At 66.2% G+C, this 18,439-nt stretch carries 14 protein-coding genes; 5 read left to right on the top strand and 9 right to left on the bottom strand.

Annotated elements, in window-relative coordinates:
- Nucleotides 1–93: 93 nt before the first annotated feature.
- The 7 genes from XH81_RS00290 to XH81_RS00260 all read right to left on the bottom strand — a co-directional run bounded on the left by XH81_RS00290 (nt 94) and on the right by XH81_RS00260 (nt 9,850).
- Nucleotides 94–1,542, bottom strand: coding sequence for an aldehyde dehydrogenase family protein (locus tag XH81_RS00290; RefSeq protein ID WP_028143279.1), 1,449 nt, complete (start codon nt 1,540–1,542; stop codon nt 94–96).
- Between the two features lie 83 nt (nt 1,543–1,625).
- Nucleotides 1,626–2,969 (bottom strand): glucarate dehydratase, encoded by a 1,344-nt coding sequence (gene gudD, locus XH81_RS00285; RefSeq protein WP_271595624.1) that lies wholly within the window; start codon nt 2,967–2,969, stop codon nt 1,626–1,628.
- A 24-nt stretch (nt 2,970–2,993) separates the two neighbouring features.
- Nucleotides 2,994–3,938, bottom strand: coding sequence for a 5-dehydro-4-deoxyglucarate dehydratase (gene kdgD, locus XH81_RS00280; RefSeq protein WP_028143277.1), 945 nt, complete (start codon nt 3,936–3,938; stop codon nt 2,994–2,996).
- Between the two features lie 129 nt (nt 3,939–4,067).
- Entirely contained in the window at nt 4,068–4,973 is a 906-nt protein-coding gene (locus XH81_RS00275; protein WP_018317334.1) for a LysR substrate-binding domain-containing protein, read from the bottom strand.
- Between the two features lie 123 nt (nt 4,974–5,096).
- Complete coding sequence (locus XH81_RS00270; protein WP_028143276.1) at nt 5,097–6,449, bottom strand: MFS transporter; 1,353 nt, start codon at nt 6,447–6,449, stop codon at nt 5,097–5,099.
- A gap of 279 nt (nt 6,450–6,728) precedes the next feature.
- Nucleotides 6,729–8,681 (bottom strand): hypothetical protein, encoded by a 1,953-nt coding sequence (locus tag XH81_RS00265; RefSeq protein WP_028143275.1) that lies wholly within the window; start codon nt 8,679–8,681, stop codon nt 6,729–6,731.
- 86 nt (nt 8,682–8,767) lie between these two features.
- Nucleotides 8,768–9,850: a lysylphosphatidylglycerol synthase transmembrane domain-containing protein gene (locus tag XH81_RS00260; RefSeq protein ID WP_028143274.1), complete on the bottom strand. Its 1,083-nt coding sequence runs from the start codon at nt 9,848–9,850 to the stop codon at nt 8,768–8,770.
- Between the two features lie 431 nt (nt 9,851–10,281).
- Here XH81_RS00260 and XH81_RS00255 point away from each other — a divergent pair, with 431 nt between their 5' ends.
- The 3 genes from XH81_RS00255 to XH81_RS00245 all read left to right on the top strand — a co-directional run bounded on the left by XH81_RS00255 (nt 10,282) and on the right by XH81_RS00245 (nt 14,854).
- Nucleotides 10,282–10,788: a YciE/YciF ferroxidase family protein gene (locus XH81_RS00255; protein WP_028143273.1), complete on the top strand. Its 507-nt coding sequence runs from the start codon at nt 10,282–10,284 to the stop codon at nt 10,786–10,788.
- A 143-nt stretch (nt 10,789–10,931) separates the two neighbouring features.
- Nucleotides 10,932–12,341, top strand: a complete 1,410-nt coding sequence (locus tag XH81_RS00250) for an MFS transporter (protein ID WP_028143272.1) — start codon at nt 10,932–10,934, stop codon at nt 12,339–12,341.
- Between the two features lie 113 nt (nt 12,342–12,454).
- Complete coding sequence (locus XH81_RS00245; protein WP_152102688.1) at nt 12,455–14,854, top strand: EAL domain-containing protein; 2,400 nt, start codon at nt 12,455–12,457, stop codon at nt 14,852–14,854.
- Nucleotides 14,855–14,916: 62 nt separating this feature from the next.
- Here XH81_RS00245 and XH81_RS00240 read toward each other — a convergent pair whose 3' ends face one another.
- Entirely contained in the window at nt 14,917–15,351 is a 435-nt protein-coding gene (locus tag XH81_RS00240) for a hypothetical protein (RefSeq protein WP_028144325.1), read from the bottom strand.
- A 66-nt stretch (nt 15,352–15,417) separates the two neighbouring features.
- Between XH81_RS00240 and XH81_RS00235 the strand changes: the two genes are divergently transcribed.
- On the top strand, nt 15,418–16,005 hold the full coding sequence (locus XH81_RS00235) for a hypothetical protein (RefSeq protein ID WP_028144326.1): 588 nt from the start codon (nt 15,418–15,420) through the stop codon (nt 16,003–16,005).
- Nucleotides 16,006–16,013: 8 nt separating this feature from the next.
- Here XH81_RS00235 and XH81_RS00230 read toward each other — a convergent pair whose 3' ends face one another.
- On the bottom strand, nt 16,014–17,357 hold the full coding sequence (locus XH81_RS00230) for an aminotransferase-like domain-containing protein (RefSeq protein WP_028144327.1): 1,344 nt from the start codon (nt 17,355–17,357) through the stop codon (nt 16,014–16,016).
- 186 nt (nt 17,358–17,543) lie between these two features.
- Between XH81_RS00230 and XH81_RS00225 the strand changes: the two genes are divergently transcribed.
- Nucleotides 17,544–17,780, top strand: a complete 237-nt coding sequence (locus tag XH81_RS00225; RefSeq protein ID WP_026201826.1) for a DUF1127 domain-containing protein — start codon at nt 17,544–17,546, stop codon at nt 17,778–17,780.
- Nucleotides 17,781–18,439 lie beyond the last annotated feature (659 nt).

Below are 18,439 nucleotides of genomic sequence, written 5' to 3'. Positions count from 1 at the left end.
AAAGGCGCAACGCGCCGTGCCCACCATGCTTCATACCGAACGTAAGCGGTGGGCACGCTTCGCTTTGCCCACCCTACGATATCTTCCCGGTGGTCAGCCCGGGAACGTATAAGCCGTCTTCACCGTCGTGTAGAACTCGCGCGCGTAGGAGCCCTGCTCGCGGGCGCCGTAGCTCGAGCCCTTCCGGCCGCCGAACGGCACGTGATAGTCGACGCCGGCGGTCGGCAGGTTGACCATCACCATGCCGGACTCGCTGTTGCGCTTGTAGTGCGAGGCGTATTTCAGGCTGGTGGTGCAGATGCCGGAGGCGAGGCCGAACTCGGTGTCGTTGGAGATCGCCAGCGCCTCTTCGTAGTTCTTGGCGCGGATGACGGCGGCGACGGGGCCAAAGATCTCCTCACGCGCGATGCGCATGTTGTTGTTGGCTTCGGTGAACAGCGCCGGCTGCAGGTAGTGGCCGGGGTTCTCGCGCTTGAGCAACTCGCCGCCAAACGACAGCTTCGCACCCTCGTCCTGGCCGATCTTGATGTAGCGCAGGTCCTGGTCGAGCTGGCTCTGGTCCACGACGGGGCCGATATGCACGCCGGCCTTGAGCGCGTCGTCGACCGACAGGCCGTTCAGGCGCTCGGCCACCGCCGCGACGAAGCGGTCGTGAATGCCTTCGGTGACGATCAGGCGGGAGGAGGCGGTGCAGCGCTGGCCGGTGGAGAAATAGGCACCGTTGACGGCGACCTCGACGGCGGTCTTGAGGTCGGCGTCGTCGAGCACGACCAGCGGATTCTTGCCGCCCATCTCCAGCTGGAACTTCTTCATCGGGTTCGAGAGCACGCAGGCCTGCGCGATCTTGCGTCCGGTCTGCACCGAGCCCGTGAAGGAGATCGCCGCGACGTCGGGGTGGTCGAGCAGGGTCTGGCCGACCACCGAGCCGGAGCCGACCACGAGGTTGAACACGCCGGCGGGAATGCCGGAGCGGGTGATGATTTCGGCCAGCGCGTGACCCGAGCCCGGCACCAGCTCGGCCGGCTTGAATACCACGGTGTTGCCGTAGCAGAGCGCGGGCGCGATCTTCCAGGCCGGGATCGCGATCGGGAAATTCCAGGGCGTGATCATGCCGACGACGCCGACCGGCTCACGGGTGAGCTCGACGTCGAGGCCGGGACGCACGGAGGCGCCCTTCTCGCCGATCAGGCGCAACGCCTCGCCGGCGAAGAACGCAAAGATCTGGCCGGCACGCGCGACCTCGCCGATGCCCTCGGGGAGCGTCTTGCCCTCCTCGCGCGCGAGCAGGCGGCCGAGCTCTTCCTTGCGGGCGAGGATCTCGAGGGAAATCTTGTTCAATGCGTCATAGCGAACCTGCGGCGTCGACTGCGCCCAGGCGGGGAAGGCGGCCTTGGCGGCTGCAATGGCCTTCTCGGTCTGCGCCTTGTCGGCCTTGGCGTATTCGCCGACGACGTCGTTGGTGTTGGAGGGGTTGATGTTCCTGGTGACGCCGGAGCCGTCGACCCATTCGCCGCCGATGAAGTTCTTCAGGATCGCAGTCATCTCATTCCTCCAAGTCGTTTAAGGGGCATGATCCCTATCGGAAAACCGGTGCCCACTTTTCCGGGATCATGCCTGAAGTTTGTCTAACGCACGAGGCACGGACGCTTGTCGTCAAAGGTCCAGCCGGGGATCAGGTCCTGCATGGCAATAGCGTCATCGCGGGCACCGAGTCCATGCTGCTTGTAGAGGTCATGCGCCGCGTCGATGGCGGCCCTGTCGATTTCGATACCCAGGCCCGGGCTATCAGGGACGGCAATCTTGCCGCCCTTGATCTGGAGCGGCTCTTTGGTGAGCGCCTGGCCGTCCTGCCAGATCCAATGGGTGTCGATCGCAGTGACCTTGCCGGGGGCGGCGGCGCCGACATGGGTGAACATGGCCAGCGAAATGTCGAAATGGTTGTTGGAGTGCGAGCCCCAGGTCAGGCCGTTGTCACGGCAGGTCTGCGCCACCCGCACCGAGCCCTGCATGGTCCAGAAATGGGGATCGGCGAGCGGAATGTCCACCGCGCCGAGACGCAGCGCATGGGAGAGCTGCCGCCAGTCGGTGGCGATCATGTTGGTCGCGGTCGGCAGGCCGGTGGCGCGGCGGAACTCGGCCATGATCTCGCGGCCGGAAAAGCCGGCCTCGGCGCCGCAGGGGTCCTCGGCATAGGCGAGGATGCCGTGCATGTCCTTGCAGAGGCGGATCGCCTCGTCGAGCGACCAGGCGCCATTGGGATCGAGCGTCACGCGCGCGTTCGGGAAGCGCTTTGCGATCGCGGTGACGGCCTCGATCTCCTGCTCGCCGCGCAGCACGCCGCCTTTCAGCTTGAAGTCGGCGAAGCCGTAATGGTCGTGGGTGGCTTCCGCGAGCCGCACCACGGTCTCCGGGGTCATCGCCTCCTGATGGCGGAGATTGAACCATTCCGCCTTGCCGGTCTCGCCCTGGACGTAGTTCAGCTTCGACTTGCGCCGGTCGCCGACGAAGAAGAGATAGCCGAGCGTCTCGACGCTGTTGCGTTGCTGGCCTTCGCCGAGCAGCGCGGCGACGGGCAGGTTGAGATGCTGGCCAAGCAGATCAAGCAGTGCGGATTCGATCGCGGTGACCGCGTGGATCATGACGCGAAGATCGAAAGTCTGCTTGCCGCGGCCGCCGGCGTCGCGGTCGGCGAAGGCGGTGCGGACGTCGGCGAGGATGTTGTTGAGCGCGCCGACGGTCTTGCCGATCACGAGATCGCGCGCGTCCTGCAGCGTCTGCCAGATCTTCTGCCCGCCCGGCACCTCGCCGACGCCGGTGTGGCCGGCATTGTCGGTGAGGATGACGATGTTGCGGGTGAAGAATGGCGCATGCGCGCCGCTCAGATTGAGGAGCATGCTGTCGCGGCCCGCGACCGGAATCACCTGCATCGCCGTGACGACAGGGGCGCCAGAGATATCGGTCACGGCCATCGCTCGCTCCTCGCTGTTGTCGCCCTATTCTGCCGCCTGTTGTGTCGATCGGATGGCGGGCAGGTTCTTCACCAGCGCGGTCACTTCGGCGATCTCCTGCTGGGTGAGGTCGGTGAGCGGCGGGCGGACCGGGCCGGAGTCGCGGCCGATCACCTTCATGCCGGCTTTGATGATCGAGACGGCATAGCCCTTCTTGCGGTTGCGGATCGCGATCAGCGGCAGGATGAAGTCCTTCAGCCCGGCCTGGATCGTGGCATGGTCGCGCTTGCGCACCGCGGCGTAGAAGTTGGTGGCGAATTCCGGCACGAAATTGAACACGGCCGAGGAATAGGTCGTCACGCCCATGTCGAGATAGGGCAGCGCGAAGGTCTCGGCGGTCGGCAGGCCGCCGACATAGGTGAGACGATCGCCGAGCTTGGTGTAGACGCGGGTCATCAGCTCGATGTCGCCGATGCCGTCCTTGTAGCCGACGAGGTTCGGGCAGCGCTCGGCAAGCCGCGCGAGCGTGTCGGGCTGCAGGATCGCGTTGTCGCGGTTGTAGACGATGACGCCGATTTTCACGGCGGCGCAGACTGCCTCGACATGGGCGGCAAGGCCCTCCTGCTCGGAGTGGGTGAGGTAGGGCGGCAGCAGCAGCAGGCCGTCCGCGCCGGCCTTCTCCGCGCCGATTGCGATCTCGCGGGCGATCGCGGTGCCATAGCCGGTGCCGGCGAGCACGGGCACGCGACCCTTGGTCTCGTCGACGGCGACCTTGACGACTTCAGGGACCTCGGTCGGCGTCAGCGAGAAGAATTCGCCGGTGCCGCCGGCGGCGAACAGGCCTGCGACATCATAGCCGCACAGCCAGTCCATGTTGGCGCGATAGGTCGCCTCGTCGAAGGAGTAGTCAGCCTTGAAGGGCGTGACGGGGAAAGACAGGAGGCCAGATCCGATCTTCTGGGCCATTTCCTGCGGGGTCATCTTGCTCATGGGCGCGGCTCCCTCATTGCGTGTTGTGGAGGACGCAAGCAGAAGGCTGCGCGTCCATGCGCCGTGGTTTAGGAGACCGTTCGATGCGGGTCCAAGCCAAAGCCTATATCGACCGATGCGAAATCAGCATCAATCTTCCGCGGGCTCCGCAGAGGCCAGTTCGCCCGCGATTTTGACGAGCGCCGACAGCAGCGGATTCTCGTCGTCGCGGCGCCAGACCATGAACAACTCGACGGGGACGCGCGTGCGCAGCTTCAGCGGGCGCAGGCGCACGTCGGAAATCTTCAGGCTCGCAGCCGCCGCCGGCACGATGGCAAGGCCGAGGCCGGCGCGCACCATGGCGAGGATCGAGTGGATCTGGCTCAGATGCTGGACGTAACGCGGCAGCACGTCGGCACGGGTGAACAGCGCCACCAGGAGATCGTGGAAGTAGCGGCTCTCATAGGGCGAATACATCACGAAGGGCTGGTCGTCGAAATCCTTGATGGTGATGCTGTCGGCATTGGCGAGCGGATGCTTCTTCGGGATCGCGGCGAGCAGGGGCTCGGCGACGACGCGGCGGCTGGTGAGCTCGGGGCGCGCGATCGGCGGCCTGAGCAGGCCGGCGTCGATCTGGCCCGAGGTCAGCGCCTCGAACTGGTCGCCCGACACCATCTCCTTCAGCGAGAAGTCGACCTCGGGTAGTTTTGCGCGGCAGGCCGCGACCAGTTCCGGCAGGAAGCCATAGGCCGCGGCCGCGGTGAAGCCGATCTTCAGCGAGCCGGTCTTGCCGAGCGCGATGCGGCGGGCGACCTGCGAGGCGCTCTCGGCAAGCTTGAGGATGCGCCGCGCCTCCGGCAGAAAGCTGCGCCCCGCCGGGGTGAGGCGCACCGAGCGGCTGGTGCGCTCCAGCAGCGGCGCATCGATGATGTGCTCGAGCACCTGGATCTGCCGGGACAGCGGCGGCTGGGTCATGTTCAGCCGCGTCGCGGCGCGGCCGAAATGCAGTTCCTCCGCCACCGTGACGAAACAGCGGAGCTGGTTGAGGTCGAACATCGATACATGCCTTAGATGGATAAGGCGTTTCCCCGGTACTTCTAGCATCGATCATCCCCAAAACAAAGACGGCGGCTTTTGGGCCGCCGTTGAGTTGCCTGGTCAAGCTCCCATCGGGAGCCCTCAGGAGGAACGTTTGAGCGTCACCCGCTCGATCTTGCCGACGATGACGAGATAGGCGAACGCCGCCACCAGCGCGTTGAGGCCCACGAACACCAGCGCGCCGTTGAACGAGCCGGTCGCGGCCAGGATGTAGCCGATCACGATCGGCGTGGTGATCGAGGAGAGATTGCCGAAGGTGTTGAACAGGCCGCCGGAGACGCCGCCGGCTTCCTTTGGCGAGGTGTCGGAGACGACCGCCCAGCCGAGCGCACCGATGCCCTTGCCGAAGAAGGCGAGCGCCATGAAGCCGACCACCAGCGCCTGTCCGTCGACATAGTTGCAGGCGATGATCGACATCGACAGCAGCATGCCGCCGACGATCGGGATCTTGCGCGCCATGGTCAGCGAGCCGGTCCGGCGCAGGATCGCATCCGAGATGATGCCGCCGAGCACGCCGCCGATGAAGCCGCACAATGCCGGCAGCGTCGCGACGAAACCGGCCTGCAGGATCGACAGGCCGCGCTCCTTGACCAGATAGACGGGGAACCAGGTCAGGAAGAAATAGGTCAGCGTGTTGATGCAATACTGGCCGAGATAGACGCCGAGCATCATGCGGTTGGAGAGCAGCTGGCGGATGTGGTCCCATCCGGAGCCGGCCTCGGGCGCACGCGCGCGCGGCAGATCATCCTTGGGCGCGTCGAGATCGACCAGCGCGCCGCCTTCCTTGATGTAGTCGAACTCGGCATCGTTGATCGAAGGATGCTCCTTCGGGCCGTAGATGGTCTTGAGCCAGACCAAGCCCATGACGATGCCGAGCGCGCCCATCACGAAGAACACGAAGCGCCAGCCATAGGCGTGCGCGATCCAGCCCATCAGCGGCGCGAAGATCACGGTCGCGAAGTACTGTCCCGAGTTGAAGAAGGCCGACGCGGTGCCGCGCTCGCTGCCCGGAAACCACGCCGCGACGATGCGGGCGTTGGCGGGGAAGGAGGGCGCCTCCGCGACGCCGACCAGGAGGCGGAGCGCGAACAGCACGACAACAGCCGTGCCGGCGCTGAGGAAGCCGACCCAGCCCTGCATCAGCGTGAATAGCGACCAGATGATGATGCTGAAGGCATAGACGAGACGCGAGCCATAACGGTCGAGCAGCCAGCCGCCCGGTACCTGCGCCGCGACATAGGACCAGCCGAACGCCGAGAAGATCCAGCCCATGGCGACGGGATCGAGATGCAGCTCCTTGGACAGCGCGGGGCCTGCGATCGACAGCGTGGCGCGGTCGGCATAATTGACGGTGGTGACCAGGAACAACATGGTCACGATGAACAGCCTGACGCGAGACCTCCTCACGTCCGCTGCGGACACCACTGCGCTCATCAGGCGCCTCCTCAAGTCGAAATGTTTCCTCGATCCGACTCCTAGAGGCGCGCGCGGCAAAGTGTCCAAGTTCAAGGGGGTATCGATCGATACCGTTTTTGGATTGATGAAACGGCAGGTAGCGGGGAACGATGGTAAGGGAGTGAGATTGCGCGAGTGCAGTTTGTGGCAGCGCGCTACACCACGCACTCCGCCGTCATTCTCCGCGAAGGCGGGGAATCCAGTACGTCGAGGCGTCTCGATTCAATCACTGCCGTCACGGCGTACTGGATCGCGCTTCTACTGCTTTGCGCTCGGCAACAGCTGCGGCAGAAATCCGCGCGTGACGCCCGGCGGCACGGCATCGAGCCCGAGCACCGCGCTCGCGGCCGGCAGCGCCGCATCCGCCATCGCCGCATGCCCTTCCGCGCTCGGATGCACCGCGCCGCCATAGACGGCGGAGAGCACGCCCCAGGTCGCGTCGTGAATGTCGGTCGGCTGGCTCGCCGCCGGCAATCCCTGCGGATAGGTCATCGCGGCAAAATAGCTGTCATTGGCGTCACGGATCCAGCGCGCGCGGGGCAAATAGGCGCGGTATTCCGAGGCGCCGCGGCCGCACAGCATCGGCTGGCTCGCCGCGCTCACGATATCAGGATTGAAGCTCTGGCCGTTCTCCGCAAAGCAGCTGCGGTCGAATTCGGGGTCGTTGCCCGAATGGGCGCAGAAGCCGTGATCGGCGAACGCCGCCTGATGCGCATCGACGAAGGTCATGCGGTCGGCTTCGGGATCGCGGCACAGCGCGCCGCGGCTGCAGGTGGCAAGCCCCTTCAGCTGCGGCAAGAACTCGGTATCGACGAAGGTCGAGACGCGGGCAAGGCGCTGCGGATCGGCGTTGAAGGCCGGATGTATGTCGAAGCCGGCCCGGCCGCCGCGGCAGGGTACGCCGCCGTCGGCGAGCGCGGGGTTGGCGTAGGAGACATAGACGACATGCGAAAGGTCGCCGCCGACCAGCGGCTTGAGCGCCTCGCGCAGCTTGACGAAATTCTGCGGCAGTTCGCGCGCCAGCGCATCGCGGGAATCGTCGACGCTCGCCATCACGCCGGAGCGGCGGAACAGCGCGCGCTCGGTCGCGGTCTCGACGATCACGTCGGCGACGAGGCCGGAGAAATAGACGTCGTTGGCGCCGACCGAGAGCAGCACGAGGTCGAGCGTGCGATCGGGCTGGCGCTTCTTCGCCGCGGTGAGCGCCTCGCGCAACTCGGCGACCTGTGCGTTCACGCTGGTGTTGCAGACACCGGTCTTGCCGGGTGGGCATTCGCGGGCGCGCTGCGAGCCGAGCAGGCCGTCACCGATGCTGGCGCCGGTGCAGGCGAGCGGCAGGTAGGTCACTGCGATGTGGGTGTAGCGCACCGCGAGTGCGAGGGCGGTGCGCGTCTGGTAGCTGTAGAGCGAGCGGTGGCAGGGCGAGTTGAACCAGAGCGCGCTGTAGCGCTGCCAGTTGGCGAGCGTGTCCGGCGCCTCGCAGGCGCGGCCGCCTTTGAAGCCGTGGCGGCTCGGCCGGTAGTACTGCGCACCGGCGGTGCCCAGATAGGAGCGGAAGCAAAATCCTTCGTCCGACAGCGCCAGTGGCCGGTCCGGATTGCCTTCGCCGGACGCGATGCTGTCCCCGAGGCCGGCGACGAAGATGTCACGCACCTGGATCTCGGTCTGGACGCGCTGGGTCGGATCGGAGCCGGAGGAGACGTCGACGGTCGCGACCGTCTGCTTGCCGTAGCGGACGCGCAAATTGATCGGCTCGGCGCAGTCGAAGGTCGATTGCTGCGGCCCGTCGCCGTCGTCGAACGACCAGGCGCAGGTGGCGCCGACCGGCACCGCGCCAACGAGACGGACGGTGACGGGGTGATCGATCGGGGTGAGGTAGTTTTCCTTGGTGTTGTCGCGGGTGCAGGGCTGGTTGACCCGGCCCTGGAGGTCGATGCAGAGCCGATTGACCATGTTGCGGGCCCACCCGCGGCCTTCGCTCTGGAGCTCCAGCGATTGCTCGGCCGCCAGGATGCTGCGGTTGCGCGCGTTCTCGACATGGAGCAGGAAGTCGCGCTCCTCGCGGAACAGCCGGAAGCGGTTACGCACCTCCCAATTGATCTGCAGGGCGCCGGCGTCCTGAGCGCTCGCGCGCTCGGGCGGCATGGCCGTCAGAATCCCGGCAAGCAACAGGGCGCCTGCGGAGAGGGTACGAAGGAATACAGGGGTCATGGCCCGCGTCTTCAACGGCAAAGTTGAGGCGGAAATAAGAGAGCATTGCTCCGCCGCCCGCAACCCCTCCGGGTCCAGATCGTGGCCTACCGCTTGTTGGCCTGGCGCAGTATCCGCTCGCGCTCCATCGGCGTCACCTGCTTGGGCAGATTGGCCTGCGCGCAGGCCTCCGCCAGCCGCCGCCGCTCCTGCCAGGGCTCGACCACGTTCATCCAGAGCTCGCGCGTGCCCATGATGGAGATGGCGAGGCCGAACGGGATCACGAAATAGAGGATGCGGAACACCAGCAGCGTCGCCAGAAGCTGCTCGCGCCCGAATTCGGGCAGCGCCAGCAGCATGGCGGCATCGAACACGCCGATCGAGCCGGGGGCATGGCTGGCGAAGCCGAGCAGCGTCGCCAGGATGAACACCACGGCCAGCGACATGAAGTCGATCGGCGGATTGGCCGGCATCAGCAGGTACATCGCCGTGGCGCAGAAGCCGAGATCGACCACACCGATCAGGATCTGGACCAGCGTCAGCGGCGCCGACGGCAACACGACCTTCCAGCCCTTCTGGCCGAGTTCGCGCCGCTTTTCGCCCATGCAGAGCCAGACCAGATAGGCACCGATCGAGGCAAGGCCGCCGAGCGCGATCAGCCGATTGATCGAGGAGGGGAGCTGGTCCATCGAGGACGCCGCATCCGGATGGATCGCCATGCCGATCGAGAGCACGAAGATGTTACCGAGCCAGAAGGTCAGGCCCGACAGGAAGCAGATCTTGGCGACGTCGATCGCGTTCAGCCCGTAATCCGAATAGATCCGGAAGCGGATTGCGCCGCCGGTGAAGACCGTGGCGCCGATGTTGTGGCCGATCGAATAGGACGTGAAGCTGGAGAGCGCCGCAATGCGGTACGGAACGTGCTTCTTGCCGATCGTTCGCAGTGCAAAAAAATCGTAGAAGGTCAGCGTACAGAACGCGAAGAACACGCAGATCGCCGCCAGCCCGATGCTGCCGCGGGGAATCTCGGTTAACGCAGTCAGGATGACCCCGGTATCGATGCCCTTGAGGGTCCGCACCAGCGAGGTGATCGCGAAGGCGATAATGAAGATGCTCGCGGCAACTCCGAGCCGTCGCCAGCCGATCCATCTCTTGAAGCCGCGTTTCAGCGCGGGCAGCAGTCCGTGCATTCATCCTCCCGGCGGGGGGCAAGACCGACCCGGCCAGACATTGGCCAGTCGGGTACGATCACGGCCAAAAGCAGGCATCGATCGCTGGGCATGATCCAGCTCATTTAAGGCAAAAACACCGGCTTGTGCAGCCCTTGACAACAATTGGTTCTGCGTCGGACCGGTCACTTTTGTCATACGCGGTTCACATCGGCGGCGCGTTAAGCATATGAGTCGTGAAACCGGCTCGGCCCCGCGCGTTTCGTATGCCGACATGATTTCAGATGCCGGCGCCGTCCGCATTGTTCCAGCGCAAGCCAGCCGGGTCTTTTTTGGAACGTCGATACCGCGTGCTCGTTGGGGCCCCATCAGCAACCGAACATGGTGGAATAAGCGGCTTTTCGTGCAAGCCGCTGCCTTCGTGTTCCACAAAACCGGAAGAGGACGGAACGATGGGACTGTTCACAAAAGACATCAAAACCATGAACGACCTGTTCGTGCATCAGCTCCAGGACATCTATTACGCCGAGCAGCAGCTGACCAAGGCGCTGCCGAAGATGGCCAGTAAGGCCACCGATCCGCAGCTGAAGCAGGGCTTTTTGACGCACCTCGAAGAAACCAAGCAGCACGTCGCGCGGCTCGAAGAAGTGTTCAAGATGCACGGCGTCCCCGTGAAGGCGGTCGACTGTCCGGCGATCGACGGCATCATCGAGGAAGCCGACGAGACCGCCGGCGAAGTCGCCGACAAGGCGGTGCTCGACGCCGCCCTGATCAACGCGGCGCAGGCCGCAGAACATTACGAGATCGTACGCTACGGCAGCCTGATCGCCTGGGCCAAGCAGCTCGGCCGCAACGACTGCGCGACCGTGCTCGCCAAGACGCTGGAGGAGGAGAAGGCGACCGACCAGAAGCTCACCAAGCTCGCAGAGAGCAAGGTGAACCTGCGCGCGGCCAGCTAAGCTTAGGCTTGACCAGCATGGCGCCGCGCGGTGATCCGCGCGGCGTTTGCATGCATGCACTACGTCATCGTTCGGTCGTTATCGAAGCATGGCGGCAGGCTAGAAGCGTATATTCCGCATGGGGCTGCAACCGAGGTGGCATCATGCGCGCAAGCACCATCAAATATGAGACCTTCGACCACGGAGCCGGCGCGTCGCGTGCCGGTTCGCGTCTTGCGACCTCGCTCACGCTCGCCGCGATGAGCCTCGGCTACGGCGTGGTGCAGCTCGACGTCACCATCGTCAACACCGCGCTTGATGCGATGGGCCGGACGCTCGGCGGCGGCGTTGCCGAGCTGCAATGGGTGGTCAGCGCCTACACCATCGCGTTTGCCGCCTTCATCCTGACGGCAGGCGCGCTCGGCGACCGCATCGGCGCCAAGCGCGTCTTCATGGCGGGGTTCGCCATCTTCACCGCGGCTTCGCTCGCCTGCGCGCTGTCTCCCGATGCGACCGTGCTGATCGGCGCGCGGCTGGTGCAGGGGCTGGCGGCGGCGATCCTGGTGCCGAATTCCCTCGCGCTGCTCAATCATGCCTATCCGGACGACCGCGCGCGCGGCCGTGCCGTCGCGGTCTGGGCTGCCGGCGCGAGCCTTGCGCTCACCGCCGGCCCCTTCGTCGGCGGCGCGCTGATCACGCTGGTCGGCTGGCGCGCGATCTTCCTGGTCAATCTGCCGATCGGGCTCGCCGGCCTGTGGCTGAGCTGGCGATACGCCAGCGAGACCACGCGGGCCCGCTCGCGCGAGATCGACCTGCCCGGCCAGCTGGCCGCGATCGGGGCATTGGGGGCGCTGGCCGGCGCGATCATCGAAGGCGGTGCGCTCGGGTGGGATCATCCGGTCGTGGTCGCAGCCTTCGTCGGGGCCGCCGGTCTCGTCGCGCTCTTCATCTGGCGCGAGAGCCGCGCGGCGCAGCCGATGCTGCCGCTGTCGCTGTTCGGCCACCGGCTGTTCGCGCTGACCTCGCTGGTCGGCCTGCTCGTCAACATCGCGATCTACGGCCTGATCTTCGTGCTCAGCCTGTACTTCCAGCGGATCAACGGGCTGTCGGCGTGGTGGACCGGGCTCGCCTTCGTGCCGATGATGGCGGCGGTGCTGCCGGTCAATCTGCTGGCGCCGCGCCTCGCCGAGCGCATTGGCCCGTGCCCGACCATCGTCGTCGGTGCCAGCGTGTCGGCGGTCGGCTGTCTCGGCCTGCTGTGGATCGAAGCCGACACCAGCTATTGGGCGATCTGCGCGCAGATGATCGCGATCAGTGGCGGACTTGGGCTGCTGGTTCCGCCGCTGACCTCGACCTTGCTGGGCAGCGTCGACAAAGCGCGCTCCGGCATCGCGGCGGGCGTTCTGAACGCGACGCGGCAGACGGGCAGCGTGCTCGGCGTCGCGCTGTTCGGCTCACTGGTGGCCGCGGAGGGGGCGTTCATGGCGGGCCTGCATCTAGCGCTGGTCGTGTCCGCGTCCGTCCTGCTGCTCGCCGCCATCGCGATCGGCCTCGGTGCGCCGGCGCGAGGATGAACAATCCGAGTGAATGAACACATCTTCCGTTCACCATTGCCGCAACAGGCGCGTAGCCGGTTACCACCTGTCCATATTGATCGGGTCAAGTGCGGGTCCATCAGAGGCCTGCGATGCATCAAATTCTCTACTGTCTCACCGAAGAGCACGATTGGCGGCTCGTCGCGCTTGGCGGCGCGGTGTGCCTGCTCGCCAGCGCGGCGGCCATCAGCCTGTTCCACCGGGCGCGCGCGACGCAAGGCGTCGGCCGTCTGGCCTGGCTCGGCCTCGACGCCGCTGTCAGCGGCTGCGGCATCTGGGCGACGCATTTCATCGCGATGCTGGCCTACGGACCGGGAGGCGCGGGCGCCTACAACATCCCGGTGACGATCCTGTCGTTGGTCTTTGCGATCTCCGTGACCTTCGTGGGGCTGAGCATCGCCGTGTCGTCCTCGCGGGCGGTCGGGATCGTTCTCGGCGGCGCCATCGTCGGCACCGGTGTCGCGGCGATGCATTACACCGGCATGGCGGCGCTGGAGATACCGGCGCGCGTGGACTGGATCGGAAGCACGGTCGCCGCCTCGGTGCTGTCAGGAATTGTCTTTGCGGCACTTGCACTGTTCGTGGCCGCGCGGCGCGACGACCTCTTCCATGCGCTGACGGCGACGGTCCTGCTGACCGTCGCTATCGTCGCGCATCATTTCACCGCAATGGGCGCGGTGCTGCTGACGCCGGATCCGACGCTCGCGATCGGCGGTCTGTCGATCCCGCCGGCGTCGCTGTCCTTCCTCACGGCCAGTGCGGCGGTTGCGATCATCGCGATCGCGCTCGTGGCCGCGCTGCTCGACCGCCGCGCCAGGAGTGAATTGGGCGCCCAGCAAATGGTGCTGGATACGGCGCTCGAGAACATGTCGCAGGGTCTGTGCATGTTCGACGCGGACGGCAAGGTCATGCTGTTCAACGAGCGCTATGCCGCCATGCTCCGCCGCACCGACATTGCGCTGACTGGCCGCCTGCTGGTCGACGTGCTCAGGGACGAGCAGGCCAAGGGCCAGTGGCAGGGCGACGCGGATGAGTTCTTCGCCCGCCTCGTGGCCGACGCGCGCGAGGGGCGCACCACGACCGACATCGTCAGCCGGTTCGGCCGCTCCATCCGGGTCGTCAACCAGCCGATGCAGGGCGGCGGCTGGGTCGCGACCTTCGAGGACATCACCGAATGGCTGGAGGCGCAGGCCAAGATCTCGCACATGGCGCGCCATGACGCGCTGACCAGCCTGCCGAACCGCGTGCTGTTCCACGAGCAGCTCGAGCAGGGACTGCGCCGGACCAGGTCGGGCGATCAGCTCGCGGTGCTGTGTCTCGATCTCGACCACTTCAAGGACATCAACGACTCGCTCGGCCATCCCATCGGCGACGCGCTGTTGAGGGAGGTCGGCCGCAGGCTGAAGGCGACGGTCGGCGAGAGCGACACGGTGGCGCGACTGGGCGGCGACGAGTTCGCCGTGGTCCAGATCGGCCGCTCCGAGGAAACCGCTGCGAGATCGCTTGCCGGCCGCCTCGTCGAGGTCATCTCGGCGCCCTACGAGATCGACGACCATCAGATCGTGATCGGCGTCTCGATCGGCATCTCGCTGTCGCCGCAAGACGGCAGCGATCCGAGCGAATTGTTGAAGAACGCCGACCTCGCGCTCTACCGCGCCAAGGCGGATGGCCGCGGCACCTATCGCTTCTTCGAGACCGGCATGGATGCCCGCGCGCAGGCGCGGCGCCTCCTGGAAATGGACCTGCGCGCGGCGGTGCAGCGCGACGAGTTCGAGGCGTATTATCAGCCGATCCGCGACGTCGCCAGCGGCCGCGTCGTCGCCTTCGAGGCGCTGCTGCGCTGGAACCATCCGCAGCGTGGCCTGATCGCGCCCATCGACTTCATTCCGCTGGCCGAGGAGACCGGACTGATCGTCCAGCTCGGCGAATTCGTGCTGCGCTCGGCCTGCACCGATGCCGCCACATGGCCGGACGATGTCGACCTCGCCGTCAATTTGTCGCCGGTGCAGTTCAAGAATCCGAACCTGATCGCATCCGTGATCGCGGCGCTCGCAGCTTCGGGACTTGACGCGCGCCGCCTCGAGCTCGAGATCACCGAATCCGTGCTGCTGCAGAATAGCGAGGCGACGCTGACCACGCTGCATGATCTGCGCGCCATGGGCGTGCGCATCTCGCTGGACGATTTCGGCACCGGCTATTCGTCGCTGAGCTATCTGCGCAGCTTCCCGTTCGACAAGATCAAGATCGACCGCTCCTTCGTGTCGGAGCTGGCGACGCGCGAGGATTCCATGGCGATCATCCGCGCCGTGACCGGTCTCGGCCGCAGCCTCGGCATCGTCACCACCGCGGAAGGCGTCGAGAACGACGCGCAGCTCGAGCTGCTCAGGCGCGAGGGCTGCACCCAGGCGCAGGGCTATCTGTTCAGCAAGCCGCGGCCCGCCTCCGACGTGACGATCATGCTGGGTCGCCCGCGGCTGCTTGCATCGGCTTGAGGACCCTATTGTTTGAGCATGATCTATTCGGAAAACCGCTTCGCACTTTTCCGGATGATGCTCTAGCCGCGGCGCAGGGCGAAATGGGCGCCGCAGAATGCCATGACGGCGCCGAGGCACAGCGCGGCGAGCCCGGCCAGCACGCCCGAGACGGTCGGGACCGGGCTCGGCGCCGAGGCCACCTGGCCCGCACCGGCGAGCAGCAGCACGCCGACCGCGATCAGGAACTGCCGCATCCGTTGCGGGATCTGGCCGTCGGCGGCGCTCTGCATCAATGTCGCCGTGAAATAGCCGCCGGAGAAGCCGACCGTCGCGATCAGCCACCACGCGATCGCCGCGCCCGCGGGTATGAACTCGTGCGTGTCGGAGCGCCAGAGACCGCCGAGGTCGAGCCCATAGCGCGCGCCCAGCATGTGCACCGCGAGCGCGAGCAGCACGCCCGATATCACGGCGGCGCCGAGAATCAGGCGGCGCGGAAAAAAGGTCGTCTCAGCCATGCCTCGCTTGTAGGATGGGCGAGGGCGATCGCGCAAGCGGATCGCGGGCGGGATTGATGAATCGAGATGCAGGTCTTGGAAGCCGAGGTCACGTCAGTCACGAGCTATGCCTATAAGGCGTCGCTGATCGGCTCGGCGCATCGCTTCGAGCTGACGGAGCAGGGGCTGTCCTGGCACATCGGCGGCCGCACCTCGTTGTGGCCTTATGACGAGATCAGCGCGATCCGGCTGTCGTTCCGCCCGGTGTCGATGCAACAGCACCGCTTTCGCGCCGATGTCACTCACAGCAGCGGCCGCCGCATCGCGATCCTGTCGACGAGCTGGCAGACCGCGGCACTGATGGCGCCGCAGGACAACGGCTTTCGCGCGTTCATCCTCGCGCTGCACGCCCGGATGGCGAAGGCGGGCAGCCGCGCGGTGCTGACGGCGGGGCTCGGCCGCACGGCCTATGCGGCGGTGCTGGCGTTCCTGGCGGTGCTGACGGTGGCGATGGCGGGCCTGTTGATCCGCGCCCTCGTGAGCGGCGAGTTCGCCGGCGCGCTGTTCATCCTCGGCTTTGCCGCGCTGTTCGCCTGGCAGGTCGGCGGCTTCGTCCGGCGCAACCAGCCGCAGAGATACAGCTTCGATCAGGTGCCGAAGGCCCTGCTGCCTTAGACCGATCGCTACTCCGTGGAGTCGAAATCCTCTTCCTTGGTGCCGAGCAGCGAGACGAGCGTGCGCAGGCCGGAATCGAGCTGCTCGAAGGTGGGCGGCGCGAGGGCGAGGCGCACCGCATTCGGTGCATGGCCATGGGCGATCGCGAAGGTGGAGGAGGGCGTCAGCGCGATGCCGCGCCTCGCTGCTGCTCCGACGAAGGTCTGCGAGCGCCAGTGCGGCGGCAGCGTCAGCCAGAGATGATAGGAGCGCGGATCGGCCGCGTGCTGGTAGCCGGCCAGCAGCCTTGCGGCGGTCTGCTGCCGCCGCGCGGCGTCGATTCGCTTCAGCCGCGTCAGCTCGGCGACGGTGCCGTCGGCCATCAGCCGCTGCCCGGCCGCCAGCGCATGGCCGGAGGCGATCCAGCCGCCGGTGCGCACCGCGCTCATCACGCTCTCGCGCAGGTGAGGCGGCGCGACGAGGATGCCGAGCGCAAGGCCCGGCGCGACCTTCTTGGACAGGCTGTCGATCACGATGCAGCGGTCCGGGCCGAGCGCGGCGAGCGGCGTGTCGTCGGCGAGGAAGCCGTAGACGGTGTCCTCGATGATGGTGAGGTCGAGCTTTTCGGCGACGCGCATGATGTCGGCGCGCCGCGTCGCGTTCATGGTGACGCCGAGCGGGTTCTGAATGATGGGCTGCAGATACAGCGCCGACAGATGCGCCTCGCGATGCGCTTTCTGGATCGCATCGGGACGTGCGCCGAATTCGTCCATGGGAATCGGGACCAGCGTGATGCCGAGCCGCGCCGCGATGCTCTTGACGTAAGGGTAGGTCAGCGCTTCGACGCCGCAGCGGCCGCCGGTGGGGACGAGCGCCGCGAGCGCGGCGGCGAGCGATTGCTTGCCGTTGGCGGTGAAGACGATCTGCTCGGCCTGCGGCGCGAAGTCCTTGCGCGCGAGATAGGCGGCGGCCGCGTTGCGCGCGCTCTTGGTGCCGGTGCTGGTCGAGACGCGCAGCGCGGATTCGAGCGCGTCGACGCGCTCGAGCCCCGCAAGGCTCTTGGCGATCATCGCCCATTGCTGCGGCAATAGCGGATAATTGACCTCGAAATCGATCCGCGCATCGCGCGGCTCGCTCAATGCTTCGACCTCGCGCCTGATGTCGCCGGAGATGAAGGTGCCGCGGCCGACCTCGCCGACGACGAGCCCGCGACGAAGCAGCTCCGTATAAACCCGGCTCGCGGTCGAGACCGCGATGCCACGGTCATAGGCAAAATTGCGCTGCGGCGGCAGCCGATCGCCGGGCCTTAACGTGCCGTTAGAGATATCCGAGGCAATGGCATCGGCAAGCTTCACGTACTCGAACTTTGACATTATTGCACCGAGAGCAATGTTTTACTTGCTCCGAGCAGTGTACTGGAGCATTTAAGTTCCATCAAGTTCCACGATTGAGCCGAGGAGAGCGAGAGCAATCCGACGGCAAATGAGGTGCAGACGCTGACGGCGTCGGCGCCAACGGCACCTGCTTCGCCGCGCGGGACAACAGGCCGGAGAAGAAACATGACCACGATCTCGCAAACTGCCGGGCGGAGTTTACGCCCATCCTCAACGGGCGGATTTTTTGCAACGCTCGCCCAAGGCGCCTATGCGCTGTTCAACCGCCTCGAGCGCCGCTCGGCGGTGAAGACATTGAACGAACTCGACGACCGCGCCCTGCGCGACATCGGGATCACGCGCAGCCAGATCGAGGACGCCGTCTACGGGCAGGTCAAGGCCGAACTGACGCGGTATCTGTGAGGCGAACTCTCTCGTGTCCCGGACGCGCTGCAACGCGTAAGCGTTGCTGCGCAGAGCCGGGACCCAGAGGGCCACAACGCGTGCTGCCACATGGGCCCCGGCTCTGCAGCGCACCGCCGAAGAGGCGCTGCGCTGCGTCCGGGGCACGAGACCTTTGTTCAACGATAGACATGGTTCGTCATCCTCGCGGCGCAGCTCGCCCGAGCTTTGCTTCATCTCTTCACCCTCATAATTGAAAGAGGGCGCAGGGAAGGCCGGGAGCCGGCTGGCACCCGCGGTCCACTGTGCGATGTTGCAGTAAGGAAATCTGCACAGCGGCATACAGGTGTAGCCAGGACATCCCGGCCTTCCCTGCGCAGTGGCTTTACGGCTTATGTCGTGCTCTCCCCGGGGAGCGTTGCACTATTGCCCCCGTCGCCTTGCGGATGGCTGACGGATGCGTCCGGTTGGACGACACCCATCACCGCAACACTTGACGCACAGACCCCGGGCGTCAGGACCACACGGTTTTGCCGTACGCCGATCACACCGGTCGTGTGCGCGAGGTCTTCGCTCACGGTTACCCGCCCTGCAAAACCCTTCGCGCCGATGTGACCCACGTCCACCGCCGCCCGGCCCGCGTTCGTGACGATCGCGATACGCCCCTCTTCCTTGGGCCG

The organism is Bradyrhizobium sp. CCBAU 25360 (assembly GCF_028128695.1).
In the GTDB taxonomy this organism is placed as follows: Bacteria; Pseudomonadota; Alphaproteobacteria; order Rhizobiales; family Xanthobacteraceae; genus Bradyrhizobium; species Bradyrhizobium ottawaense.
This window is presented reverse-complemented; position numbering and strand designations above follow the sequence as displayed.